A 22344-nucleotide genomic window follows, 5' to 3' on the forward strand; every position below is an offset into this window, starting at 1 on the left:
TCACGTCGTCTCCCTCCTTGCAGACATCAAGTGGCCCAGGTGCACGCTGAGTTCACGGGGCCGCGCTTTCCTCACTTCGCCAGGAGGCTGTCCAGCGCGTCGGCGTTCTTGATGAGCCCCGCGTCGACGGTGTATTGCGCCAGCGACTTCATCTCCGCCGCGTCCGTCGCCGGGTCCCATCCGGGCAGCGTCACCTTCTCGCTGACACCCGGCTTCAGCTTCAGGTAGGTCTTCAGGACGGCCCTCGCCTCGTCGGGGTGGTCCTCCGCGTAGGTCAGCGACTCCTGGAGCGCGGCCTTGAAGCGGGACACGACCTTGGGATTGGCGGCCGCGTACTGCTCGGAGGTGAACCAGCCGGCGAACGGGGACAGCTTTCCGAGGCTGGCGTAGCTGACCGGCAGTGCGCGAGCGCCGTCGGCCTTGGCCGTCGTGGTGAACGGCTCCCCGATCAGTGCTGCGGACACCTGCCCCTTCTCGATCGCCGTCTGCATGTTGGGAATCGGCACCTCGACCAGCTCGATGTCGTCGGCCTTGACGCCGTACTTCTCCAGGCCGGTGCGGACGGCGACTTCGCTGAGTCCCTTGAGCGTGTTGACCGCGACCTTCTTGCCCTTCAGGTCACCGGCCTTCTTCACCTCTGGGTCACTGGTCAGCAACTGACCCGAGCCGTCTTCCGACACGTCGTCGGAGGCGCGGGCACCGACGGAGACCATCTTCACCGGCAGCTTCTCCGCACGGGCCACCAGCAGACTGACGATGTTCGAGTAGCCGAACTGGTAGCTGCCGCTCACCACCGCCGGAACGATGACGGCGCCACCCTGTGCGTCCTGCATGGTGATCTTCAGGTCTCGCTTGGAGAAGAAGCCCTTCTCGATGCCGAGCCGCACGGGTGCTACATCTATGACGGGCATCGTGCCGAGTTTGATCTCGGTGATACCGGACTCGGAAGAGGCTGCTGCTCCCTCCTGGCTGCCACCGCACGCGGTGACCGCTGTCAGCCCCAGGACGACGCACGACGAGGCGATCATGAGCCGGTGTTTTCTCGCGATGAAGGACATACGACGCTCCATGCTCCAGAGATTCGGGAAAGATCAATCCGCCACGGCCAGGGCCGATGACAGCCGGGGGCGGCCGGAAGGCCGGGCGCGCGACACGTGCGGGGTGACGCGGAGGAACTCGGTTCGCGGTGCGCGTCTGCGAAAGCGGGAAGCCGTCGCGGCCGGGGAAGCCCGGTGCGCCCCGCGGCGAGCGTGGTCCGCGCCTTGAACTACGGGTGGCCGGAGGTCACCGTCAGGCTGCCGAGGTGGGCGAACTCCACCGAGACCGTGCGTCCCGGCTCCACGAACACCGCGTCCGTGAGCCCACCGGTCAGCACGGTCCAGCCCGCTTCGACCGCGATCCCCCGCCGGGCCAGGCTGTTGGCGGCGAGCGCCAGCGCCTGGGCGGGATGCCCCTGCACGGCCGCCCCGGTGGCCGAGTGGATCAGCTCACCGTCCACGGAGATCGTGCACGCCTCGCCGACCAGGTCGAGCCCGTCGGGCGCGAAGCCTTCGGCGCTCACCGCGAACCGTGACGACGAGGCGTTGTCCGCCACGACGTCGGGCAGGGCGAAGCTGAAGTCTCGGTAGCGGCTGTCGATGATCTCGAACCCGGCGTGCACGCTCTCCACGGCGGCCAGCGCCTGCTCCCAGGTCACCCCGGGGCCCTCGAGGCGCCGGCCCATGACGAACACGATCTCGGGTTCGACGCGTGGGTGGATCATCTCGGCCACGGGCACCGCCTCCCCCGTCGCGAGCGTCATGGCGTCCGTGAGCCATCCGGTCAGCGGCGAATCGATGCCCATGCGCTGCTGCTTGGCCTGCGAGGTGAGCCCGAGCTTCACGCCGACGATGTTCTCCCCGGCCCGGCGCTTGCGGTCGATCAGCGCGTCCTGGACCCGGTAGGCGGTGGCCAGATCGAGCTCGGGCCACTGGTCGGTGATCCTCCCGCCGTCCTGCCGTTCCCGCTCGCGCCGGAGGAGTTCCTCGACGGCCCGGTCGATGGTCCAGTCAGTCATTGGCGTTCTTCTCCCTTGAGCGGGTTTGTGGTCTGCGTGCGGCGGCGTCTGGGTGAGTCGGGTTCCTCGTCTGCGTGAGGCGTACGGCGCCGGGAATCCAGGCGGGAAATCGGTACGCGGAGTCGCTACGAAGGTCAGTACGCGGGGCTATTGAGCGGGGCCGGAGGCCGGGCCGGGTTATCCGGCCGTCTCATCGCGTCCACGTGATTCGAACATCGGCAACCGGGTCATCTCGGTCGAAGTGACCGTGTTCCGATGGCTTGAAGTATGCACAGCAGAACCACTGGAATCAATAGGTTGAATATAGTCGGTTGGTGGTCTTCACTCGAGAGATGCGCACTTCCCGCGTGATCCGCTCGCACCGTCCCCGCATGCCGCAGGACCCCTTCACCAGCCCGGCCCGACGCGACCTCACCCCTCACACACCCCACCTGAGCAAGGCATTCACCGGACTCGGCCGCAGGTCGATGGCAACGACGGCAGCGGTGCCGATCACATACGAAGGGGCTTGACCGTGACGCCCCGCGTTACTGACACTCCTCGCAGCGAACAGACGCCGCACCCGCATGATCAAGCCACAGGGCACGGACTGCCGGGCGGTCGCCCGGCCCGAGAGCGGAGGACACCCATGCACGGTGCCGACAGTTCGTACACGGACGGAACTCACGAGGACAGGCCGCGCGAGGACGGGCCTCACGAGGACGTCGACAGCGACGTCTTCCGCGACACCATCGCGGAGATGACCTGGCAGGAGGTGGAACGGGCCGCGGACGACGGCGCGGTCCTGCTGTGGGCCTTCGGCGTGATCGAACAGCACGGTCCGCATCTGCCGGCCGGCACCGACGTGTACCTCCCGTCGGCCCAACTTCGCGGTGTGCGCCGGGAACTGGCCCGACGCGGGGTGCCGGCCCTCATCATGCCCCCGTACTACTGGGGAGTTAACGTCGTCTCCGGGTCCTTCCCCGCCTCCTACAATGTGCGCCCCGAAGTGATGAAGGCCCTGATGGCCGACGTGCTGACCGGGATCGGCAAGGACGGCTTCCGCCACGTCTTCTGCTTCAGCGGCCACGGCGACGCGCTGAACAACCGGACCGTCCACGAGGGCATCAGGCTGGGCAGCCAGCTGACCGGCCTGGACATCAGCTTCGTCATCGACCACCGGCTCGCCGAGCGGCTTGGACTCGATCCCGACGATCCGCATGTGTCCCCCACCGGCGCGGCACTGGCGAAGTCGGACACGTCGGCGACGCCCGCCCACATCGACGTGCACGCCGGCGACTGGGAGACGTCGCAGATGCTGGTCGCCCAGCCCTCCCTCGTCAGGAACGACGTGCGGGCCGGACTCAAGAGCACCGAGTACGGCCCCGAGGATCTCGCCGTCTGGCGGAAGGGGTACGGACATGCCCGCGTAAAGACCCCACTCGGCTACTTCGGCGACCCCGCGTCGGCCGATGCCGCCAACGGACGGCGCCTGCTGGAGCAGCAGGTGACGAACGCGGCGGACGCCATCCAGGAACGACTGCGCCTGACGGGACGGGCGTAGGGTCTGTCCGGTGCCGGGGCTGCCGGTGCCCCCAGGGTGGGAACGTCCCTTGACGAGCTCGTGCACGGTTGGCCGTGAGGCGTCGAGGATCGCGGCTGGGCCCGGTGTTCACACCGATCGTGCCGGCGTCAGAGGAACCGGCCCAGCCGCCGGCACTGCCGGATGCGGAGAACGCGGCTCTGCGGAAGAAGGTCCGCGAGCTCGAGGAGGAACGCGAGATCCTGCGGGAAGCCGCCAAGTATCTCGCCGGGGAGACGCGCTGGTGAACCGCTTCCAGCGCGTCGCCGACCACCAGCGCCGCTACGGCGTGAAGCGGCTCTGCGGCATCCTCGGCGTCAGCCGCTCGAGCTTCCGCTACGGGCGCCGGACAGCCGCGGACCGGGCCGCCCGGCAGGCAGGCAGGCAGGCGGACGACGCCCGGGTATCAGCCGCTGTTCACGAACTGATCGAACCGGTCCAGGTAGATAGTGGACATGACGGGTGAGGCGATCCCACCCTGCGGACAGCCACTGAGCGTGTCGTGCCACCGCCAGCCCTCCAAGTACCCGGCCTTGAGCGTCCGCCCGATCAGTTGCAGGAAGCGTCCATCGCGCATCTTCTCCGCCGGCGTCGAGAGCAGAAAATCATGATCAAGACTCCCGAAGCAGTCGGAGATGTCCCCTTCGATGAACCAGTGTGTTCCTTTCCGTACCTCCACCACCTCGCTCAGCCCGGTGTGGCACCCCCGCCGTCCGGGGCGGAACCCATGGGAGTGATCACTGAACGTCGGTACACGAGTCCCGTCTGACTCGCTGTCACCACCTTCCCGATGAGCTCGCTGCTGCCCGCGCGGACCTGGCCGACGCCGAGTACCTCAGCAGCTCGGGAGTCCCAGCCGCGTGAACATCCCCTGCCCGCGCGGTGGAACCCGCGGTCCGGGAACTGCTGCGACAGACCCCGACCATGCCGGTGAACGTGACCGCGACCGTGACGGCGGAACGGATCGGCTGAGAACGCGGGCTGACTGTCCTGCGGGAGCGGGTACGTGAGCTGCGGCCGGTGTATCCCCCGGTGGACCCGGCCTCACGGACACAGGCCCCTTCGGGCGCTCCGGCTCAGACGGCGGTGCGGGCCGCCATGTCCAGCGCGATGTCAGTGATCATGTCTTCCTGGCCACCGACCATGCCGCGCCGCCCCACCTCCACCAGGATGGCCCGCGTGTCGACACCGTAACGGCGAGACGCGGCCTCCGCATGGCGCAGGAAGCTGGAGTAGACGCCGGCGTAGCCGAGGGTGAGCGTCTCGCGGTCGACCCGCACCTCGCGGTCCTGGAGCGGGCGTACGACGTCGTCGGCGGCGTCCATCAGGGGGAAGAGGTCGCAGCCGTGCCGCCAGCCCATCAGGTCGGCGACGGCGACGAACGCCTCCAGCGGGCAGTTGCCCGCTCCGGCGCCCTGTCCGGCGAGGGACGCGTCGACGCGGGTGACGCCGTTCTCCACGGCGACGACCGAGTTCGCGACACCGAGGCCGAGGTTGTGGTGAGCGTGGATGCCGATGCCGGTCGACGGGTCCAGGACGTCGCGGTAGGCCCGGACACGGTCGCGGACGCCGTCCATGGTCAGGCGCCCTCCGGAGTCGGTGACGTACACGCACTGCGCGCCGTAGGACTCCATGAGCTTGGCCTGCTCGGCCAGGCGGGCGGGCTCGGCCATGTGGGACATCATGAGAAAGCCGGCCACGTCCATGCCCAGGTCGCGGGCGGCGGCGATGTGCTGGGCGGAGATGTCGGCCTCGGTGCAGTGGGTGGCCACCCGGACCGAGCGGATACCGAGGCTGTGGGCCTGGCGCAGGTCGTGCAGGGTACCGATACCGGGCAGCAGCAAGGTGGTGGGAACCGCCTGGGTCACGGCGCCGCAGACGGCCTCGATCCACTCCCAGTCGGTGTGGGCGCCGACGCCGTAGGTAATGCTGGAGCCCGACAGGCCGTCGCCGTGGGCGATCTCGATCGCGGCCACCCCGGCGGCATCGAGGGCGCCGGCGATGGTGTGGGCCTGGTCGACAGTGTAGCGGTGGCGGACAGCGTGCATGCCGTCTCGCAGGGTCACGTCCTGGACGTAGAGCGAAGTCATCGGGACAGCACCTCCGTGGCGGAGCGGGCAGCCATGCGCTCGGCGGTGCGCAGGGCGGCCGAGGTCATGATGTCGAGGTTGCCGGCGTAGGCGGGCAGGTAGTGGGCGGCGCCCTCCACCTCCAGGAAGACGGACACCTTCGCGGCGTCGCCGGCACGGGAGGCCGCAGGCAGCAGGGAGCGCAGCGGGTCGTCGGCGTCCACGCGGTCGAACTGGACTTTCTGCTTGAGTCGGTAGCCGGGGACGTAGGCCTGCACGCGGGCGACCATCTCCTCCACCGAGGCGGTCACCGCGGCGTCGTCGCAGTCGCCGACCAGGCAGTGCACGGTGTCCCGCATGATCAGCGGCGGCTCGGCGGGGTTGAGGACGATGATCGCCTTCCCGCGGGCGGCGCCGCCGACCTTCTCGATGGCCGCGGAGGTGGTCTCGGTGAACTCGTCGATGTTCGCGCGGGTGCCGGGACCCGCCGAGCGGGAGGAGATGGAGGCGACGATCTCGCCGTAGTGGACAGGGGTCACGGAGGCGACGGCGGCCACGATCGGGATGGTGGCCTGGCCGCCACAGGTGACCATGTTGACGTTGGGCGCGTCCAGGTGGGCGTCGCCGTTGACCGACGGCACCACGTAGGGGCCCAGAGCGGCGGGGGTGAGGTCGACGACGGTGCGTCCGAGACCGCGCAGCACCTCGTCGTGGCGCCGGTGGGCGCCGGCCGAGGTGGCGTCGAAGACGATCGACACCTCCGCGAACTCGTCCAGTTCCACCAGCCCGTCGACACCCTTGTGCGTGGTGGCGACCTTCAGGCGGCGGGCCCTGGCCAGGCCGTCGGAGTCGGGGTCGATGCCCACCATGGCGGCGATTTCCAAGGACTCGGAGAGTCGCAGCACCTTGATCATCAAGTCTGTGCCGATGTTGCCCGACCCGATGACGGCGACCTTGTTGATCATGCTCCTGCTCCTTGTGCCGTGGAGGGGGCGAACGAGGCACTGACCGTGCCGAGCCCTTCGATGCGGGCGGTGAACTCGTCGCCCTCGGTGGCGACGGCCATGGGGCCCAGGGCCCCGGTCAGGACGATGTCGCCGGCCTTCAGCGGATCCCCCAGGCCGGCCAGAGTCGAAGCGAGCCAGAGGGCGGCGGTAAGCGGGCTGCCCAGGCAGTCGGCACCGGTGCCCTCGGAGACGGTCTCGCCGTTCTTGGTGAGCGCCATCGCCACGGCGCGCAGGTCGACCCGGTCGAGCGGTACGGGGGTGCCGCCGAGGACGAACAGGCCGCAGGAGGCGTTGTCCGCGACGGTGTCGACGATGGTGATGTCCCAGCCGGCGATCCGGCTGTCGACGATCTCCAGCGCGGGCAGGGCGAAGGCCGTGGCCCGCAGCAGGTCCGCGACCGTCGGGTCCGAGTGCGGCAGATCCGCGCCGAGAACCAGCGCGACCTCCACCTCGACCTTCGGCTGCATGAGACGGCCCGGTGCGATCGGTTGCCCCTGCGGCACCGCCATGTCGGCGAACAGGGCCCCGAAGTCCGGCTGGCCGACACCGAGCTGCCGCTGCACGGCGGGCGAGGTCAGGCCGATCTTCCGGCCCACCAGCCGCCGGCCTTCGGCGACCGCCCGCTCGACGTACAGGCGCTGCACGGCGTACGCGGCCTCGACGTCCTGCTCGGGCAGCAGCGAGCGGACCGGCGGACAAGGCGTTCCCGTGCGGGCGGCCTCGGCCAGGACGGCCGCCGCCTCGGTCACGGCACCTGCGGACTCGTACGGGCTCATGCCGGCCTCCGGGACATCACGGCAGGACGGTGCGGGACAGACATGCGGGTTACCTCCGGAACGGAGCGACTGGTGCGGTGCAAGGCGGCGACGGGCTTCGCGCCGATACAGAACAGATATAGAAGCGGCGACCGGAAACAGGCAAGATCTGTTCCATGACACGGAACAGCGCACTGGGCAACATGCTCGACAAGGCGAACTCCATCCTCGATTGTTACCGACCCGACGGCGGGGCGTTCCGCCTGACGGAAATCTCCACGAAGACGGGTCTACCCAAGGCGACCGCGTTCCGGCTCTGCGCCGACCTGGTGCGTCTGGGGCTCCTGGAACGCGAAGGCGACACCTACCGGCTCGGGGGCAAGCTCTTCGAACTCGGTTCGCTGGTGCCCCGCCGACACGACCTGCGTGAGACGGCGCTCCCCTTCCTGCAAGACCTCTTCGAAGCCACCCACGAGACCGTGCACCTCGGAATCCGGGAGGGCCACGACGTGGTGTACGTCGAACGGATCCACGGCCACCAGGCGGTGACGCTTCCCTCCCGGATCGGCGGCCGGCTCCCGCTGACGTGCACGGGCGTCGGCAAAGCCCTGCTGGCCTTCTCCGGCACGGACCTGGCCGAAGAGATCCTGGCGGAGCCGCTGCCTCGGCTGACCCCGCACTCGATCACCGACCCGGCACGACTACGCACCGCCATCGAGCAGATCCAGGTATCCGGCCTCGCCTACGAAGAACAGGAGGCGGCCCCCGGCATCAGCTGCATCGCCTCGCCCGTCTTCGACGGACCGACAGCCGTCGCCGCCCTGTCAGTCGCCGTACCCCGAGACCGGTTCCGGCCCGCACAACTGGCTCCCGCAGTCCGCACAGCGGCACTCAGTCTGTCCCGCGTGCTGCGTGCAAGCACGCACGCGGGACGCTACTCCCGACCGTGACATGACGGGCCCTCGGCGACATCCGGCCTCGTCGCCACGTGTACCCCTCACGGTGGTCAAACGGGATTCGGGTTCCCGTCCGCGTCGATCCAGGGCAGCTCGACCACCTCCTCGATTACGCCGATGGTGCACTGCCCGTCGGCGAACCGCGCCTCCGCGAGCCGGGAGCTGGTGCATGCGTCGAGGACAGCCCCGATGAGCAGCACTCCCACGCTCGATCCGTACAGCCAGGCGAAGACCTCGGACCGGTCGGTGCCGGCGATCCAGAACCGGATGGCGAGCCCGATGCCGACAGGGACCGCCGCAACGAACGCCACGGCACCGATCAACAGGATCCGCTGGGGACGTCCTCCCACTGCGACCACCGGCGGATCCGTGTCCGGGTCTCGGAGGTCTTCGCTCGGCTCGTCCACTCCTCGGTCTGCCCACCGGTCATGACGCCGCTGCCTTCCGCGCGCGGCGATCGTTGGCGAACCGGCGCAGCAGCAGGTCCGATCCCGGTCCCGGTTCCTGATGCAGCACGTAGGTGCCGAGGTCGTATCCGGAACGGATGACGTCCTCGTGGGCTTCGGCGAGGATGACCCGGGTCCCGTGGTCGTTGTTCAGCTCGGCCGGGTCCTCGAACGCGTACACGTCCCAGACCGAGCCGACCGCGAAGCGCGCAAGGCTTTCCGCGGCGACGATGTCGGCGATCGTCGTGTCGACCTGGACGCCGTCGATGTCGACACGGACTTCGAGGAGGTCGTAGGCGGGCGTGTCGCTGTCGGAATCGGGATCCACGTCGAAGTGGACGTGCCCGGTGACGGTGGCCTGCCGTGGAGTCCGGTCGAGCGCGGGGAGCGTCTTGCGGTAGCCCCTCGTCCCGATCATGGGCGCGGCGAAGCAGCAGGCGAGGCAGCAGGCGATCCACCGCTCCGGCCACGAGGCCGCCGGCTCCCGGACGAACCCGAAGGCCAGCCAGGCGACCAGCCCGGCGACCACGATCCACATGGTCCCGAACATCCGGGCCTCGGAACGCAGGCGGCCCTTGGGCTGCGGGTGCACGGGCACACGCCCACCGCTGATGCCCGCCTCATGACCGGTCGGATGCTCGTCGCTCATGTCGTAAGCCTCCATCTCCCGTCATCGCGCAGGAGTCTGCTGGTCCGTCATGACCAGGCTCCGCAGCGAGATGATCCTCGGCCAGCTCAATCCGCACTCCTTCCCGCTGCCTTCCGGTAGAGCTTGCGGCCGATCTTCCGCAGCTTCTCCTCCAGCGGCACCGTAGTCACGCGCATCGCCCCTTCGGCCTGGCCCGCTGCGTGTACCGGGAGCCCGGCCACCGCACCGGCCGCGTCTACTGCTCCATCCCACCGAGCGGGAGACCGAGTACACGGCCCGCGGCCCTCTTCCTCGGACGCCACGTCGAGGACGCTCAGCAGGGCCGGCCCCACAGCGGTGCGGCCTGACACCTCCGGCGAACACCCGGCATGGCCGCCGTAGTGCTGCGGCGGGCCCGAATGCCGATCTGGCCATGTCAGCCTTCGGCCACGCCCCGTCCGGGATCTTCTCGTCGGCCGTGCGAGGGGGGGCTGGCTCGTACGGCCGCATCGCATCGAGGTCATGCCCCGCAGCGTACGCCCGCCCGGGTCTTTCAACGAGCGGTGCAACTCGGGTTGTTGAGGGTTACTGTCGTGCTGCGGAGAGTCGGCCGCCGAAGGTGATGGGCCTTGACTCCTGGTCTGACGACATCGACGACATCACTGATCATGTGTCGCTTGCCGCCCGGCTCACCGAGCCCCCTGAGCCGGGCGTCAGCCACGTCAGCGACGTGGTGGAGTTCAGTTGTTGAAGCGGAATGTCTGCCGCATGATTCTGACCTGCGAAGGAGCCCCATCCAGGCCCCTGACCAGCCATTTCTCCGTTGGCTCGCGTTGGCCTGCGACGGGCGCTTACGGGTGTCCTGCGGACTCTCCGCGGACCGGACGGATACCCGTCCGCGCAGTCCGCGCGGCCACGACCATTTACACCCAGAGACTTACGACCACCGGTAGCATGGGCACCATGAGCAGTAGCAAGAAGTACTCGATCAGCCTGCCAGAGGACCTCGCCGAAGCCGCACGCGCCCACGTCGGGCCCGGCGGTTTCTCCTCCTACGTCGCCGAAGCCCTCGAACAACGGGTCGCCATGGACAAGCTCCGGGAGATCGTCGCCGACTTCGCGACCGACAATGACGAGCTCACCCGCGAGGAGGTCGAAGCCGCCCGCACGCTGCTGCGCCATGACCACCGGCAGGTCGGCGGGGCCGCAGCCTGATGCCCGGCACCCTACTGCTCGACAGCGAAGGCCTCTCCAAGCTCTACCGCAAGGACCGCACCGTCATGGCCCTGATCCAAGCGGCAACAGAGGAAGGCATCCGCGTGGCCACAAGCGCCATGACCACCCTCGAGGCCGACTACGAGCGCATTCACCCCGCCCGGATCAAGTGGGTCCTCTCCCGCGTCGACGTTCACGACGTCACCAAGGAGATCACCGATCAGGCCGCAGCCCTCCTGCGCAGCCACCGCCTCCACGGCCACAAGTACGCCATCGACGCAGCCTTCGCCGTCATCGCCCGCACCGCACCCCAGCCAGTCACCGTCCTGACCTCCGACCCCGAGGACCTGACGCTCCTGTGCGGCCCCGCCGTAGAGGTCGTCAAAGCCTGAACGCCGACCGCAGTCACACCAACCAGACCCGTCACCAACACCTCAGCGCTCTGCGGCACAAGGACTCCACGCGGACGCACACCTGCGCCCGACCCGCCAACAAGCGGGCCGGGCACAACTCTTGACTGCTCGTCAGACGTTGAAGCGGAACTCCACCACGTCCCCGTCCTGCATGACGTAGTCCTTGCCCTCCATGCGGGCCTTGCCCTTGGCGCGGGCCTCGGCGACCGAGCCCGTTTCGACCAGGTCGTCGAAGGAGATGATCTCCGCCTTGATGAAGCCCTTCTGGAAGTCGGTGTGGATCACACCGGCCGCCTCGGGGGCCGTGGCGCCCTTCCTGATCGTCCAGGCGCGGGCTTCCTTCGGGCCTGCCGTGAGGTAGGTCTGCAGGCCCAGGGTGTCGAAGCCGACGCGGCCGAGGGTGGCGAGGCCGGGCTCTTCCTGGCCCATGGACTGGAGGAGTTCCAGGGCCTCGTCGTCGTCGAGCTCGATCAGCTCGGACTCGATCTTGGCGTTGAGGAAGATCGCCTCGGCGGGGGCCACCAGGGCGCGCTGCTCGTTCTTGAAGTCCTCGTCGACCAGCTCGTCCTCGTCGACGTTGAAGACGTAGAGGAAGGGCTTGGTGGTGAGCAGGTGCAGCTCGTGGAGGAGGCGGCCCTTCTCGGTGCCGGCCGTGATGCCGGCATGGAAGAGGGTGTCGCCCGCTTCGAGGATCTTCTGCGCCTCCTCGACGGCGGCCAGGACCGCGACCTTCTCCTTCTGGAGGCGGGCCTCCTTCGTGAGGCGCGGGACGGCCTTCTCGACGGACTGCAGGTCGGCGAGGATCAGCTCGGTGTTGATCGTCTCGATGTCGTCCTTGGGCGAGACCTTGCCGTCCACGTGGACGACGTTCTCGTCCTTGAAGGCGCGGATGACCTGGCAGATCGCATCCGACTCACGGATGTTCGCGAGGAACTTGTTGCCCAGCCCCTCGCCCTCACTCGCGCCGCGCACGATGCCCGCGATGTCGACGAAGTCGACCGTCGCCGGGAGCAGCTTCTGGGAGCCGAAGATCTCCGCGAGCGTGTTCAGGCGGGCGTCGGGGACGCCTACGACGCCGACGTTCGGCTCGATCGTGGCGAACGGGTAGTTGGCCGCCAGCACGTCGTTCTTGGTCAGGGCGTTGAACAGGGTCGACTTGCCGACATTCGGCAGGCCGACGATTCCGATCGTGAGCGACACGTTGGCGACTTCCTGAGGGGTGGGCGGGCTCGCAATGAGGTCCGGCCCCGGTGGGCCGATTCTCCAGTTTACGGGCGGGGGCGAGCGCGTAACCACGGGTCCCGCCGGGGGCCGATCCGGTTCCCGTTGGGCCGTGTGGCATCGAACTCATCGCCAAGGTCGGCCAAAGCGCGTGTCCCGCACCTGATTCCTGCCGTTCGGCGACCTACGTTGTCCCGGTGGAGCAGCACAGGACACGTCCCCCGCAGCACAGCCGGACTCAGCAGGCCCCGCTGTCCCCGCTGGGGACCAAGGGAGCCAAGGGAACAGTCGGCGATGGCGCCGCCGTCTACCGGGTGATGAGCACGCCCGCACGCCGGGCCCGCCCGGTGGCTCCTGCCGTGCTCGCCCTGCGGCGACTGCCCAATCCCCGGCTGACCGGTATCGGCGCCGGGCTCTTCGCGGCCGCCGCCATGTTCGTGCTGGCCTGTGTGGACCGGCTGCTGTTCGATGCCTCAGCCGTCGTGTTCGGTGTGCTGTTCCTGCCGGTCAGCGCGCTGACCGCGTTCTGGGTGCGGCCCGCGGACCTGGTGACCGCGCCGATCAGCGTGCCGATCGCGTTCGCCGTCGGCATCATCCCGATCTCGGGCGGTACGGGCGGCTTCGGCGGGCAGACGATGGCCGTCGTCACCGCTCTCGCCGTCCACGCCGGCTGGCTGTACGGGGGCACGCTCGTCGCCGGGCTCATCGCGACCGTACGGAAGGTCCGGCTGATGCGGGCGCGGCAGCGGCGGATGCTGCTGGCCGCACAGACCTCACGGGCGCCGGCCGGGCCGCCGCGCTCCCCCAGGCCCGAAGGACAGGCACCCCGGCCCGCCGGACAAGCGCCCCGGCGTCGGCAGCGCTGACCGGCCGGGGACCGGCTCCGGTCGCCAGGACGGTCAAGTCGCCAGGGGGGCCTGCGGTCCAAGGGGGCCTGCGGTCATCAACGGGGTCCGCGGTCAGCTGCTCGCTGCCGCCATGGCCGCGCCCACGATGCCCGCGTTGTTCTGCAGCTCCGCGGGCACCATCTCGGACCGTACGTGCTCGATCAGCGGCAGGAACTTGTCGGCCTTGCGGCTGACACCGCCGCCGATGATGAACAGCTCGGGCGAGAACAGCATCTCCACGTGGACCAGGTACTTCTGCACCCGGTGCGCCCAGTGGTGCCAGCTCAGGTCCTCGTCCTCCTTGGCCTTGGTCGACGCGTGCTTCTCCGCGTCGTGACCGTTCAGCTCCAGATGACCGAGTTCGGTGTTGGGGACGAGCTTGCCGTCGATGAAGAGCGCGCTGCCGATGCCCGTACCGAGTGTCAGCACGATGACCGTGCCCTTGCGGCCGCGCCCCGCGCCGAATGACATCTCCGCGATGCCGGCCGCGTCCGCGTCGTTCAGCAGGGTGACCGGCAGGCCCAGCTTGTCGCTGAGCAGCGTACGGGCTTCCAGGTCGACCCAGCCCTTGTCGACATTGGCCGCGGAACGGGTGCAGCCGCTGGTGACCACGCCCGGGAACGTGATGCCCACGGGGCCCGACCAGTCGAAATGCCCGACCACCTCGGCCACGCACCCGGCCACGTCCTCGGGTGTGGCCGGATGCGGTGTGAGTACCTTGTGGCGCTCCTGCGCCAGGTCCCCGCGGTCCAGGTCCACGGGGGCACCCTTGATCCCGGATCCGCCGATGTCCACGCCGAAGATCTCCATGCGATCCACGGTACGGGCAAGCGGCCCGGCTCACTTCCCGGAGCGGAAACCCGAACGGGGTTCCGAGCGCGGACCCGGTGCCGTCATTCGGCGGACAGTGCCGCCGCCTCCGCGCGCAGGTCCCGGCGGAGCTCCTTGGGCAGCGAGAAGATGATGGACTCCTCGGCCGCCTTCACGATCTCCACGTCCTCGAAACCCCGCTCGGACAGCCAGGCCAGGACACCGTCGACCAGCACCTCGGGAACGGACGCTCCGGAGGTGACACCGACCGTGGAGACGCCGTCCAGCCAGGACTCCTCGATCTCGTCGGCGAAGTCCACCAGATGGGCGTCGTTCGCACCCGCGCCGAGGGCGACCTCGACCAGGCGGACCGAGTTGGAGGAGTTCTTGGAGCCGACGACGATCACCAGGTCGGCGTCCGAGCCCATCTGCTTCACCGCGATCTGACGGTTCTGCGTGGCGTAGCAGATGTCGTCGCTGGGCGGCGAGATCAGGAGCGGGAACTTCTCCTTGAGGGCGCCGACGGTCTCCATCGTCTCGTCGACCGAGAGCGTGGTCTGGGAGAGCCAGACGACCCGGGACGGGTCGCGCACCTCGACGTTCGCGACGTCCTCGGGGCCGTCGACCAGCGTGATGTGCTCGGGGGCCTCGCCGGAGGTGCCGATGACCTCCTCGTGGCCCTCGTGGCCGATCAGGAGGATGTCGAAGTCGTCCTGTGCGAAGCGGACGGCTTCCTTGTGGACCTTGGTGACCAGGGGGCAGGTCGCGTCGATCGTGGCCAGCTTCCGTTCGGCCGCCTCGTCGTGCACGGCCGGCGCGACACCGTGTGCGGAGAACATCACGATCGATCCCTCGGGGACCTCCGCGGTCTCCTCGACGAAGATCGCGCCCTTCTTCTCCAGCGTCTGTACGACGTATTTGTTGTGAACGATCTCGTGGCGCACGTAGACCGGTGAGCCGTACTGCTCCAGAGCCTTCTCCACGGCGATCACGGCACGGTCCACGCCCGCGCAGTAGCCACGGGGAGCGGCGAGCAGGACGCGTCGGGGTGTCGTAGCAGTCATGCGTCCCATCGTAAGGCCGTACCGAACAGGCGCGGGGCCGACAGGGTCGGGAGACTGATCACCACGCGAACAACGGAGGACTCATGGCCGGCAGCGACAGCGGCGGCGATCCCGGCGACGAGCTCGGCAGCGGCACGGTTTCCGGCAGTGGCCCGGGGTCCGGCAGCACGACCGGCCGGGCGGGACTGCGGCGGACGCTGGGCTTCCGGGACCTGGTGGTCTACGGGCTGCTGTTCATCGCCCCGATGGCCCCGGTCGGCGTCTTCGGCACGCTCGACGCGAAATCGCACGGCGCGGTGGCACTGGTCTACATCGCGGCGACCGTGGTGATGGCGTTCACCGCCTTCAGTTACGCCCAGATGGTGCGGGTCGCCCCCCTGGCGGGTTCGGTCTTCGCGTACGCGCGCAAAGGGCTCGGGGAGGGGCCGGGGTTCATCGCCGGCTGGATGGCGATGCTGGACTATCTGCTGATCCCGGCGGTCGCCTATCTCTTCTCGGGGATCGCGATGAACTCGCTGGTGCCCGAGGTGTCGCGGTGGGTGTGGACCGCCCTGGCGGTGGTCCTCACGACGCTGCTGAACCTCTGGGGCGTACGCGCGGCGGCCCGGGTCGGCTTCGCGGTGCTCGCCATGGAGATCGTGGTGCTGCTGGTGTTCCTGGTGTCCGCTGTGGTGGTGCTCGTGCAGGACGGGGCGCAACGCGGCTGGCTGACCCCGCTCAACGGCGACGCGGGGTTCTCCGCGACGGCGGTGCTGGGTGCGGTGTCCGTGGCCGTGCTGTCCTACCTGGGCTTCGACGCCATCGCCACGTTCGCGGAGGAGGTGACGGGCGGTTCGGCGAAGGTGGCGCGGGCGCTGCTGTTCTGCCTGGTGCTGGCGGGGTTGCTGTTCGTGGCGCAGGCGTACCTGGCGGCCCTGCTGGAGCCGATGACGTCGGCGGATCTGGCCGCCGATCCGGCCGCTCAGGGGTCGGCCTTCTACACCACGGTGGACTCCGCGGTCGGGTCCTGGCTGCACGACCTGGTGGCGGCCAGCAAGGCGATCGGGGCGGCGTTCGCGGCGCTGGCCGGGCAGGCGGCCGCGGGCCGGCTGCTGTTCGCGATGGCCCGGGAACGGCGGCTGCCCGCGCTGCTGTCCAAGGTCGATCCGCGCTCGGGGGTGCCGCGGATCGCGATCCTGATCGCGGCTGTCGTGACGCTGGTGGCAGCCGTCTGGGCGGCCCGGCGCGACGACGGCCTGGACCACCTGGTGTCGGTCGTGGACGTGGGCGCGCTGACCGCGTTCGTGCTGCTGCACGCCTCGGTGGTCGGCTGGTTCGTGGTGCGCCGGATGGAGGGGCCGCCGAGCTGGTGGCGGCACGTCCTGATCCCGGTGGTGGGCGCCGGCGTGCTGATCGCGGTGATCGTGGAGGCGACGTCGAGCGCACAGGTGGTGGGGGCGTGCTGGCTCGTGGTGGGACTGGTGGTGCTGGCCGTGCAGCAGAGGCGCCGGGCGGTGTGAGGTTATGGAGGGGCGGGTCGGGTGAGGTTACGGAGGGGGTGAGGCGTCTCCGCGGGGCCGCGGAGGGGCCGGCCGTTCCCGTGCGGAGCCGCCTCGTTGTCGGTCGTGGCGGATACGCTCGCCCGCATGGCTCTCCAAACATCCGCGGAAGCTCCGCTGCCGGTCGGTGACGTGTCGCGGCTCATCGGCGGCTGGATCGACCGGCTCGGCGCCGTCTGGGTCGAGGGGCAGATCACCCAGCTGTCGCGGCGCCCGGGGGCCGGAGTGGTGTTCCTGACCCTGCGCGACCCCTCGCACGACATCTCGGTGAGCGTGACGTGCTTCCGGCAGGTCTTCGACCGGATCGCGGACGTGGTCACGGAGGGGGCGCGGGTCGTCGTCCTCGCCAAACCCGAGTGGTACGCCCCCCGCGGGCAGCTCTCGCTGCGCGCCACGGAGATACGGCCGGTCGGCATCGGCGAACTGCTGGTCCGGCTGGAGCTGCTGAAGAAGTCGCTGGCCGGGGAGGGCCTCTTCGCCCTCGACCGCAAGAAGCCGCTGCCCTTCCTGCCGCAGCTGATCGGGCTCGTCTGCGGCCGGGCGTCGGCGGCCGAACGCGATGTCCTGGAGAACGCGCGGCGGCGGTGGCCCGCGGTCCGCTTCGAGGTCCGCAACACCGCGGTGCAGGGGGTGCACGCGGTGAATCAGGTGGTCCAGGCGGTGAAGGAGCTGGACGGGCTCCCGGAGGTCGACGTGATCGTCGTGGCGCGCGGCGGAGGCAGTGTGGAGGACCTGCTGCCGTTCTCGGACGAGCAGCTGATCCGTACGGTCGCGGCGTGCCGTACCCCGGTGGTCTCCGCGATCGGGCACGAGCCGGACTCCCCGCTCCTCGACCTGGTCGCGGACGTACGGGCCTCCACGCCGACGGACGCGGCGAAGAGGATCGTGCCCGATGTGGGCGAGGAGCTGGACCGGGTCCAGCAGTTGCGGGACCGGGCGCTGCGGAGCGTACGGGGGCTACTCGACCGGGAGGAACGGGGCCTGGCGCACGCACTGGGGCGGCCCTCGATGGAGCATCCGCAGCGGATGGTGGACGAGCGCGCGGCGGAGGTCGACGCGCTGATCGGGCGCGGCCGGCGGGTGCTGGGGCATCTCCTGGACCGCGCGGACTCGGAGCTCGCCCACACCAGGGCCCGGGTGGTCGCGCTGTCGCCCGCGGCGACGCTGGAGCGCGGCTATGCGGTGCTCCAGCGGGCGGACGGGCACGTGGTGCGCGATCCCGCCGACGCGGGAGCGGCCGGGGACGCGCTGCGGGCCCGCGTCTCGGGCGGCGAGTTCGTGGTGCGGGTGGCCGAGTGACGGCGGCGGGTAACGGCGGCCGGTGACTGACAGAACTTCGGCGATATCGACGGACATGCTCTCGCAATAAGGTGGATCACATGACGGACGACGGGACGACGACTGCGGCCACGGGCACGCTCGGATACGAGCAGGCGCGCGACGAGCTGATCGAGGTGGTGCGCCGGCTGGAGGCCGGTGGGACGAGCCTGGAGGAGTCCCTCGCGCTGTGGGAGCGGGGCGAGGAGCTGGCGAAGGTGTGCCGGCACTGGCTGGAGGGCGCGCGCGCCCGGCTGGACGCCGCGCTGGCGGGACCGGCCGCCCCCGGGGACGACGGCACCGAGGACACGGCGGCCGACGCGGGCTGAGCCCGGGGCTGAGCCCGGGAGCCGAACCAGGAGCGGTCCGCGTTCATTGTGGAGTGAATCACTCCGTTCCGGTTTTAGTTGAAAGTTAACCTACCTCTCCCGTAGGGTGATCGACGTTGTTCGACCCCCGTGTACGTCCGGAAGGTAATACGCAAGATGTCCCTCGTTCTTGACCCCGCCGCCCAGGACCTCCTCTTCCGTGAGGCCCGCACCGCCAACACCTTCACCGACGAGCCGGTGACCGAGGAGCAGGTCCAGGCGATCTACGACCTGGTCAAGTACGGTCCGACCGCGTTCAACCAGTCGCCGCTGCGCGTCGTCCTGGTCCGCTCGGACGAGGCCCGCGCGCGCCTCGTCCCGCACATGGCCGAGGGCAACCAGGCCAAGACCTCGACCGCCCCGCTGGTCGCGATCCTGGCCGCCGACAACGAGTTCCACGAGGAGCTCCCGGCGCTGCTGCCGCACTTCCCGCAGGCCAAGGACGCGTTCTTCTCCGAGCGCCCGGTCCGTGAGTCGACCGCCTCGCTGAACGCCGCGCTGCAGGCCGCCTACTTCATCATCGGCATCCGCGCCGCCGGCCTGGCCGCGGGCCCGATGACCGGCTTCGACGCCGCGGGCATCGAGAAGGAGTTCCTGGACGGCGACCACAGCCTGCTGATGGTCGTCAACATCGGCAAGCCGGGCGAGGACGCCTGGTTCCCGCGTCTGCCGCGCCTGGCCTACGACGAGGCCGTCAAGAGCGTCTGAGCCGCACCGGCCGGAGATCCACCGGGGTCCGCCCGGCCGAGGCACGCACCGAGACACACGGGAATGGCCCTGGAGCACCCGCTCCAGGGCCATTCCCGTGTCTGCTCGCCGTCCCCCGCGCCCTGCCCCCAGCCGGACGCTCCCGTCAGGAGGTCTTGAGCGCCGCCGCCATCTCCGCCAGCCGCTCCGGCGACGCGGACCCCGTGACGACCGTGGTCGCGCCCTCGTCCTCGCGCACGAGGGCGTCGTACTTCGGGCCCTCCCAGTGCTGCCAGGTCTCACCGGCGACCTGCTGCGTGCGCCCGGTCTTCTTCGCGTCCTGGCTGACCTGGGTGACGTACTTCTCCGCGGGGGACGTGGACTGCTCCACCGCGACGTACTTGCCGTCCGGGTCGAGGAAGCCCAGGTGCCAGCTGTCGCCAGCCTCACGCTCGTAACTGACGGAGGTCGGCTTCCACTTCTGCGCCAGACCGCTGGGTGCGGCCACCGGATACGGGGCCGCACGTCGCGCGGTCAGGAGCTCGACCCGGTAGTCGACCGCCTTGACCGGATCGGCCTTGTCGTCGTGCGGGATGAAGATGTAGACGACGCCCGCCACGGCGACGATGACCACCAACGACAGGAACATGTCCCGCACTGTCTGCTTGCCTCGCTTGCTTGCCACGGGTCCATCGTCGCATCAGCCCCCGCGGGACCGAATCGGGGGCGTCCGCTCATACGTGGGCCGGTCTGCTCATTTTATCGACCTGACGATAGAGTCACATCACCCTCATCCGGTCGTCGTCGTACAGAAAGGTGCGCTCCGATGTCCGAGCATCATCTGCCGTCCCAGCTGGAGGTCTCCCCGGAGGCCCCCGACCGCAACCTCGCCCTGGAGCTCGTCCGGGTCACCGAGGCCGCCGCCATGGCCGCCGGGCGCTGGGTCGGCCGCGGGGACAAGATCGGCGCCGACGGCGCCGCCGTGAAGGCCATGCGGACCCTCGTATCCACCGTGTCGATGAACGGCATCGTCGTCATCGGTGAAGGCGAGAAGGACGAGGCCCCCATGCTGTTCAACGGCGAGCGGGTCGGTGACGGCACCGGCCCCGAGGTCGACATCGCCGTCGACCCGATCGACGGCACGACCCTGAACGCCAAGGGCATGCCGAACGCGATCGCCGTGCTGGCCGCCGCGGACCGGGGCGCGATGTTCGACCCGTCCGCGGTCTTCTACATGGACAAGCTGGTCACCGGCCCCGAGGCCGCCGACTTCGTGGACATCAACGCCCCCGTCGCGGTGAACATCCGCCGGGTCGCGAAGGCCAAGAACTCCACCCCCGAGGACGTCACCGTCGTCGTCCTGGACCGCCCGCGCCACGAGGGCATCGTCAAGGAGATCCGGGAGACCGGCGCGCGGATCAAGTTCATCTCCGACGGAGACGTCGCGGGCTCGATCATGGCCGCTCGCGACGGTACCGGCGTCGACCTGCTCATGGGGATCGGCGGCACCCCTGAGGGCATCATCTCGGCCTGCGCCATAAAGTGCCTCGGCGGTGTCATCCAGGGCAAGCTCTGGCCGAAGGACGCGGCGGAGCGTCAGCGCGCGCTGGACGCCGGGCACGACCTGGACCGGGTGCTGTCCACGGACGACCTGGTCAGCGGCGACAACGTGTTCTTCGTGGCGACCGGCATCACGGACGGCGAGCTGATGCGCGGTGTGCGGTACCGCGCGGAGACGGCGACCACCGAGTCGATCGTGATGCGGTCCAAGTCCGGCACCATCCGGAAGATCGACTCGACCCACCGGCTGTCCAAGCTGCGTGCCTACAGTGCGATCGACTTCGACCGCGGGAAGTGACGTAGGCACGTTCATGTGAAGGGGCGCCCCCATGTGCGGTGGGGGCGCCCCTTTTCGCGCAAGCACATGCCCAACGCAAGCACATGCTTAACGCAAGCACATGCTTAACGCGGGCACGTGCTTCGCGCAGGCACGTGCTCCGCGCGGGCGGATGCGGTGCGGTGGTGTGTCCGTCAGCCGACGGCGGCGATGTGGCCGGCCGCGTCGGAGGCCTTGAGCTCGGCCTCGCGCCGCCGGCGGCGGGCGAGTGCCACGCGGCGTTCGGCAGCTGTGAGGCCGCCCCACACCCCGTACGGCTCGGGTTGCAGCAGGGCGTGTTCCCGGCACTCGACCATGACCGGACAGCGCGCGCAGACCCGCTTCGCGGACTCCTCGCGCGCGAGCCGGGCAGCGGTCGGCTCCTTCGACGGGGCGAAGAACAGCCCGGCTTCGTCCCGGCGGCACACCGCCTCCGAATGCCAGGGGCCGGCCTGGTCCTCCCGAGCGGGGGTCCGCTGGGAAGGCACGGCGGCGACCTGCAGGGGCTGATGCGGCATGTGCAGCACGGTCCACTCCTGACGACGGCTTCGCGGGCGAGAAGACGATGCAGCACTCCCTACCCGCTGTGCGCGCGCCTATGCACTGAGTGGCACTCAGGTCCGGTCCGCGAAATTGCTGTCGAGCGTGATTTCGGCTGGAATCAGTTCCTTCCGCGCCCGGTTCTCCGTCAGTGACCGAGGTGTTTACGCAGGCGGTCCTGGAGATCCGCAATGAACTTGCCGCGCTTGGGTTTTGCCTCGACGCTGCCGAAGACCGAATAACCGTTGACCACGACCACTGGCGCCTCGGGATCCCCGGATTCCAGAGTGACGACTTCGAAATTGCCGAAGATGCCCGTTCCGCTGCCGCGCAGCGAGATGTTCTCGGGAACCCGGATCTCCACACTTCCGAAGATGGAGGTCGCGTTGATCACGGTGAGACGCTGTCCGAAAAGCGCCTCGGTCAGATCGATCTCCACACTGCCGAACAACGAGAACGCGTTCGTCCGGCCGCCGACCCGCCAGCGCCCCCTGCGGGTTGAGCTGCTGAAGACCGCGACCAGGTTGTCGGCCGGGCCCGCCGCCGCCTCGGGGTCGTAGGCGTACGGCGCGGTGGAGGGCCTGGCACCCCCGCCCGGCGCGGGCAGGTCCCGCACCAGCGGCTCCAGTTCACCGACGGTCTTGGCACGGTAGACCGCGTCGACCCGCTCACCGTGCTCCTCGGCGGTCAGCCGGCCCTCGGCCATGGCCTCCCGCAGGATGTCCGCGATCCGGTCACGGTCGGCGTCGGAGGCACGGATGACGTCGGGTTCCGCCCGTGCGGTGGGCTGCTGGGGGTGCTTTTCGAGGTCCACCGGCCCAGCGTACCCAAACGCGATAGATCGCGACTAGGGCCTGAGCGGTGACGGCGAGGCGCGGAACAGGGCGACGCCCAGGTCCTGTCCGAGTGAGCCCTACCTCACAGACCCGC

The 22344-nt window shown here is 69.6% G+C and carries 24 protein-coding genes and 2 pseudogenes; 12 read left to right on the forward strand and 14 right to left on the reverse strand.

What is annotated here, in order from left to right:
* Positions 1–71: 71 nt before the first annotated feature.
* Together AB0I52_RS05120 and AB0I52_RS05125 are read right to left on the reverse strand one after the other, a co-directional pair.
* Entirely contained in the window at positions 72–1070 is a 999-nt protein-coding gene (locus tag AB0I52_RS05120; RefSeq protein ID WP_363069030.1) for an ABC transporter substrate-binding protein, read from the reverse strand.
* Between the two features lie 197 nt (positions 1071–1267).
* Positions 1268–2056: a fumarylacetoacetate hydrolase family protein gene (locus tag AB0I52_RS05125; protein WP_018552336.1), complete on the reverse strand. Its 789-nt coding sequence runs from the start codon at positions 2054–2056 to the stop codon at positions 1268–1270.
* Positions 2057–2684: 628 nt separating this feature from the next.
* On the opposite strand from AB0I52_RS05125, the gene AB0I52_RS05130 reads away from it, so the two are divergent.
* Together AB0I52_RS05130 and AB0I52_RS05135 are read left to right on the forward strand one after the other, a co-directional pair.
* Positions 2685–3599, forward strand: a complete 915-nt coding sequence (locus AB0I52_RS05130; RefSeq protein WP_363069032.1) for a creatininase family protein — start codon at positions 2685–2687, stop codon at positions 3597–3599.
* Positions 3600–3718: 119 nt separating this feature from the next.
* Positions 3719–3865, forward strand: coding sequence for a hypothetical protein (locus AB0I52_RS05135; protein ID WP_363069034.1), 147 nt, complete (start codon positions 3719–3721; stop codon positions 3863–3865).
* A 170-nt stretch (positions 3866–4035) separates the two neighbouring features.
* Here AB0I52_RS05135 and AB0I52_RS05140 read toward each other — a convergent pair.
* A pseudogene (locus AB0I52_RS05140) lies at positions 4036–4368 on the reverse strand (reverse transcriptase/maturase family protein); the annotation flags it as partial.
* A gap of 128 nt (positions 4369–4496) precedes the next feature.
* Between AB0I52_RS05140 and AB0I52_RS05145 the strand changes: the two are divergent.
* Positions 4497–4670 (forward strand): annotated as a pseudogene (locus AB0I52_RS05145) (IS21 family transposase); the annotation flags it as partial.
* A 23-nt stretch (positions 4671–4693) separates the two neighbouring features.
* On the opposite strand, the gene dmpG reads toward AB0I52_RS05145, so the two are convergent.
* Genes dmpG through mhpD form a run of 3 tightly spaced genes read right to left on the reverse strand, consistent with a single transcriptional unit; the run spans position 4694 to position 7469 of the window.
* Positions 4694–5707: a 4-hydroxy-2-oxovalerate aldolase gene (dmpG, locus tag AB0I52_RS05150; RefSeq protein ID WP_363069036.1), complete on the reverse strand. Its 1014-nt coding sequence runs from the start codon at positions 5705–5707 to the stop codon at positions 4694–4696.
* Positions 5704–6651: an acetaldehyde dehydrogenase (acetylating) gene (locus tag AB0I52_RS05155; protein WP_362955787.1), complete on the reverse strand. Its 948-nt coding sequence runs from the start codon at positions 6649–6651 to the stop codon at positions 5704–5706. Before AB0I52_RS05155 ends, dmpG begins: the two co-directional genes overlap by 4 nt.
* A complete protein-coding gene (gene mhpD / locus AB0I52_RS05160) occupies positions 6648–7469 on the reverse strand; it encodes a 2-keto-4-pentenoate hydratase (RefSeq protein WP_363069038.1) in 822 nt (273 codons plus the stop codon). The genes AB0I52_RS05155 and mhpD overlap by 4 nt, the downstream gene beginning before the upstream one ends.
* A 182-nt stretch (positions 7470–7651) precedes the next feature.
* Here mhpD and AB0I52_RS05165 point away from each other — a divergent pair, with 182 nt between their 5' ends.
* Positions 7652–8398 (forward strand): IclR family transcriptional regulator, encoded by a 747-nt coding sequence (locus tag AB0I52_RS05165; protein ID WP_362956094.1) that lies wholly within the window; start codon positions 7652–7654, stop codon positions 8396–8398.
* 56 nt (positions 8399–8454) lie between these two features.
* On the opposite strand, the gene AB0I52_RS05170 is transcribed toward AB0I52_RS05165, so the two are convergent.
* Positions 8455–8715 carry a hypothetical protein gene (locus AB0I52_RS05170; RefSeq protein ID WP_363069040.1) on the reverse strand — a complete coding sequence of 87 codons (261 nt, stop codon included), beginning with the start codon at positions 8713–8715 and terminating at the stop codon, positions 8455–8457.
* A gap of 115 nt (positions 8716–8830) precedes the next feature.
* Positions 8831–9499 (reverse strand): hypothetical protein, encoded by a 669-nt coding sequence (locus tag AB0I52_RS05175; protein WP_363069042.1) that lies wholly within the window; start codon positions 9497–9499, stop codon positions 8831–8833.
* A gap of 942 nt (positions 9500–10441) precedes the next feature.
* On the opposite strand from AB0I52_RS05175, the gene AB0I52_RS05180 reads away from it, so the two are divergent.
* Positions 10442–10693: a hypothetical protein gene (locus AB0I52_RS05180; protein ID WP_205018628.1), complete on the forward strand. Its 252-nt coding sequence runs from the start codon at positions 10442–10444 to the stop codon at positions 10691–10693.
* A complete protein-coding gene (locus tag AB0I52_RS05185) occupies positions 10693–11085 on the forward strand; it encodes a DNA-binding protein (protein WP_363069044.1) in 393 nt (130 codons plus the stop codon). The genes AB0I52_RS05180 and AB0I52_RS05185 overlap by 1 nt, the downstream gene beginning before the upstream one ends.
* A gap of 132 nt (positions 11086–11217) precedes the next feature.
* Here the strand turns inward: AB0I52_RS05185 and ychF are convergent, their stop codons facing one another.
* Positions 11218–12306 (reverse strand): redox-regulated ATPase YchF, encoded by a 1089-nt coding sequence (gene ychF, locus AB0I52_RS05190; protein WP_363069046.1) that lies wholly within the window; start codon positions 12304–12306, stop codon positions 11218–11220.
* A 338-nt stretch (positions 12307–12644) separates the two neighbouring features.
* On the opposite strand from ychF, the gene AB0I52_RS05195 reads away from it, so the two are divergent.
* Positions 12645–13193, forward strand: a complete 549-nt coding sequence (locus tag AB0I52_RS05195; RefSeq protein WP_363069161.1) for a DUF6542 domain-containing protein — start codon at positions 12645–12647, stop codon at positions 13191–13193.
* Positions 13194–13286: 93 nt separating this feature from the next.
* Here AB0I52_RS05195 and ppgK read toward each other — a convergent pair whose 3' ends face one another.
* Positions 13287–14024: a polyphosphate--glucose phosphotransferase gene (gene ppgK, locus AB0I52_RS05200; protein ID WP_363069048.1), complete on the reverse strand. Its 738-nt coding sequence runs from the start codon at positions 14022–14024 to the stop codon at positions 13287–13289.
* Between the two features lie 83 nt (positions 14025–14107).
* The gene (locus AB0I52_RS05205) at positions 14108–15097 is read right to left on the reverse strand and encodes a 4-hydroxy-3-methylbut-2-enyl diphosphate reductase (RefSeq protein WP_363069050.1); all 990 of its coding nucleotides are present in this window, start codon (positions 15095–15097) and stop codon (positions 14108–14110) included.
* A gap of 74 nt (positions 15098–15171) precedes the next feature.
* On the opposite strand from AB0I52_RS05205, the gene AB0I52_RS05210 reads away from it, so the two are divergent.
* The 4 genes from AB0I52_RS05210 to AB0I52_RS05225 all read left to right on the forward strand — a co-directional run bounded on the left by AB0I52_RS05210 (position 15172) and on the right by AB0I52_RS05225 (position 19019).
* Entirely contained in the window at positions 15172–16587 is a 1416-nt protein-coding gene (locus tag AB0I52_RS05210; protein ID WP_363069052.1) for an APC family permease, read from the forward strand.
* Positions 16588–16713: 126 nt separating this feature from the next.
* The gene (gene xseA, locus AB0I52_RS05215; RefSeq protein WP_363069054.1) at positions 16714–17925 is read left to right on the forward strand and encodes an exodeoxyribonuclease VII large subunit; all 1212 of its coding nucleotides are present in this window, start codon (positions 16714–16716) and stop codon (positions 17923–17925) included.
* 80 nt (positions 17926–18005) lie between these two features.
* Positions 18006–18272 (forward strand): exodeoxyribonuclease VII small subunit, encoded by a 267-nt coding sequence (locus AB0I52_RS05220; RefSeq protein ID WP_363069056.1) that lies wholly within the window; start codon positions 18006–18008, stop codon positions 18270–18272.
* 156 nt (positions 18273–18428) lie between these two features.
* A complete protein-coding gene (locus AB0I52_RS05225) occupies positions 18429–19019 on the forward strand; it encodes a malonic semialdehyde reductase (protein WP_363069058.1) in 591 nt (196 codons plus the stop codon).
* 145 nt (positions 19020–19164) lie between these two features.
* On the opposite strand, the gene AB0I52_RS05230 is transcribed toward AB0I52_RS05225, so the two are convergent.
* The gene (locus AB0I52_RS05230; RefSeq protein WP_363069060.1) at positions 19165–19683 is read right to left on the reverse strand and encodes a DUF4245 domain-containing protein; all 519 of its coding nucleotides are present in this window, start codon (positions 19681–19683) and stop codon (positions 19165–19167) included.
* Positions 19684–19824: 141 nt separating this feature from the next.
* Here AB0I52_RS05230 and glpX point away from each other — a divergent pair, with 141 nt between their 5' ends.
* Positions 19825–20856, forward strand: coding sequence for a class II fructose-bisphosphatase (glpX, locus tag AB0I52_RS05235; RefSeq protein ID WP_363069062.1), 1032 nt, complete (start codon positions 19825–19827; stop codon positions 20854–20856).
* A 173-nt stretch (positions 20857–21029) separates the two neighbouring features.
* On the opposite strand, the gene AB0I52_RS05240 is transcribed toward glpX, so the two are convergent.
* Both AB0I52_RS05240 and AB0I52_RS05245 read right to left on the reverse strand, forming a co-directional pair.
* The gene (locus tag AB0I52_RS05240; RefSeq protein WP_363069064.1) at positions 21030–21401 is read right to left on the reverse strand and encodes a WhiB family transcriptional regulator; all 372 of its coding nucleotides are present in this window, start codon (positions 21399–21401) and stop codon (positions 21030–21032) included.
* Between the two features lie 161 nt (positions 21402–21562).
* The gene (locus AB0I52_RS05245; RefSeq protein WP_363069066.1) at positions 21563–22228 is read right to left on the reverse strand and encodes a DUF1707 domain-containing protein; all 666 of its coding nucleotides are present in this window, start codon (positions 22226–22228) and stop codon (positions 21563–21565) included.
* Between the last annotated feature and the right edge of the window lie 116 nt (positions 22229–22344).

It is taken from the genome of Streptomyces sp. NPDC050423 (genome assembly GCF_040655445.1).
Classification (GTDB): domain Bacteria; phylum Actinomycetota; class Actinomycetes; order Streptomycetales; family Streptomycetaceae; genus Streptomyces.

What these genes read in the sequence shown, in the direction of transcription:
- AB0I52_RS05120 (WP_363069030.1), bottom strand. Translation starts at nt 1,070, where the DNA reads ATGGAGCGTCGTATGTCCTTCATCGCGAGAAAACACCGGCTCATGATC.
- AB0I52_RS05125 (WP_018552336.1), bottom strand. Translation starts at nt 2,056, where the DNA reads ATGACTGACTGGACCATCGACCGGGCCGTCGAGGAACTCCTCCGGCGC.
- AB0I52_RS05130 (WP_363069032.1), top strand. Translation starts at nt 2,685, where the DNA reads ATGCACGGTGCCGACAGTTCGTACACGGACGGAACTCACGAGGACAGG.
- dmpG (WP_363069036.1), bottom strand. Translation starts at nt 5,707, where the DNA reads ATGACTTCGCTCTACGTCCAGGACGTGACCCTGCGAGACGGCATGCAC.
- AB0I52_RS05155 (WP_362955787.1), bottom strand. Translation starts at nt 6,651, where the DNA reads ATGATCAACAAGGTCGCCGTCATCGGGTCGGGCAACATCGGCACAGAC.
- mhpD (WP_363069038.1), bottom strand. Translation starts at nt 7,469, where the DNA reads ATGAGCCCGTACGAGTCCGCAGGTGCCGTGACCGAGGCGGCGGCCGTC.
- AB0I52_RS05165 (WP_362956094.1), top strand. Translation starts at nt 7,652, where the DNA reads ATGCTCGACAAGGCGAACTCCATCCTCGATTGTTACCGACCCGACGGC.
- AB0I52_RS05175 (WP_363069042.1), bottom strand. Translation starts at nt 9,499, where the DNA reads ATGAGCGACGAGCATCCGACCGGTCATGAGGCGGGCATCAGCGGTGGG.
- AB0I52_RS05180 (WP_205018628.1), top strand. Translation starts at nt 10,442, where the DNA reads ATGAGCAGTAGCAAGAAGTACTCGATCAGCCTGCCAGAGGACCTCGCC.
- AB0I52_RS05185 (WP_363069044.1), top strand. Translation starts at nt 10,693, where the DNA reads ATGCCCGGCACCCTACTGCTCGACAGCGAAGGCCTCTCCAAGCTCTAC.
- AB0I52_RS05195 (WP_363069161.1), top strand. Translation starts at nt 12,645, where the DNA reads ATGAGCACGCCCGCACGCCGGGCCCGCCCGGTGGCTCCTGCCGTGCTC.
- ppgK (WP_363069048.1), bottom strand. Translation starts at nt 14,024, where the DNA reads ATGGAGATCTTCGGCGTGGACATCGGCGGATCCGGGATCAAGGGTGCC.
- AB0I52_RS05205 (WP_363069050.1), bottom strand. Translation starts at nt 15,097, where the DNA reads ATGGGACGCATGACTGCTACGACACCCCGACGCGTCCTGCTCGCCGCT.
- AB0I52_RS05210 (WP_363069052.1), top strand. Translation starts at nt 15,172, where the DNA reads ATGGCCGGCAGCGACAGCGGCGGCGATCCCGGCGACGAGCTCGGCAGC.
- xseA (WP_363069054.1), top strand. Translation starts at nt 16,714, where the DNA reads ATGGCTCTCCAAACATCCGCGGAAGCTCCGCTGCCGGTCGGTGACGTG.
- AB0I52_RS05220 (WP_363069056.1), top strand. Translation starts at nt 18,006, where the DNA reads ATGACGGACGACGGGACGACGACTGCGGCCACGGGCACGCTCGGATAC.
- AB0I52_RS05225 (WP_363069058.1), top strand. Translation starts at nt 18,429, where the DNA reads ATGTCCCTCGTTCTTGACCCCGCCGCCCAGGACCTCCTCTTCCGTGAG.
- glpX (WP_363069062.1), top strand. Translation starts at nt 19,825, where the DNA reads ATGTCCGAGCATCATCTGCCGTCCCAGCTGGAGGTCTCCCCGGAGGCC.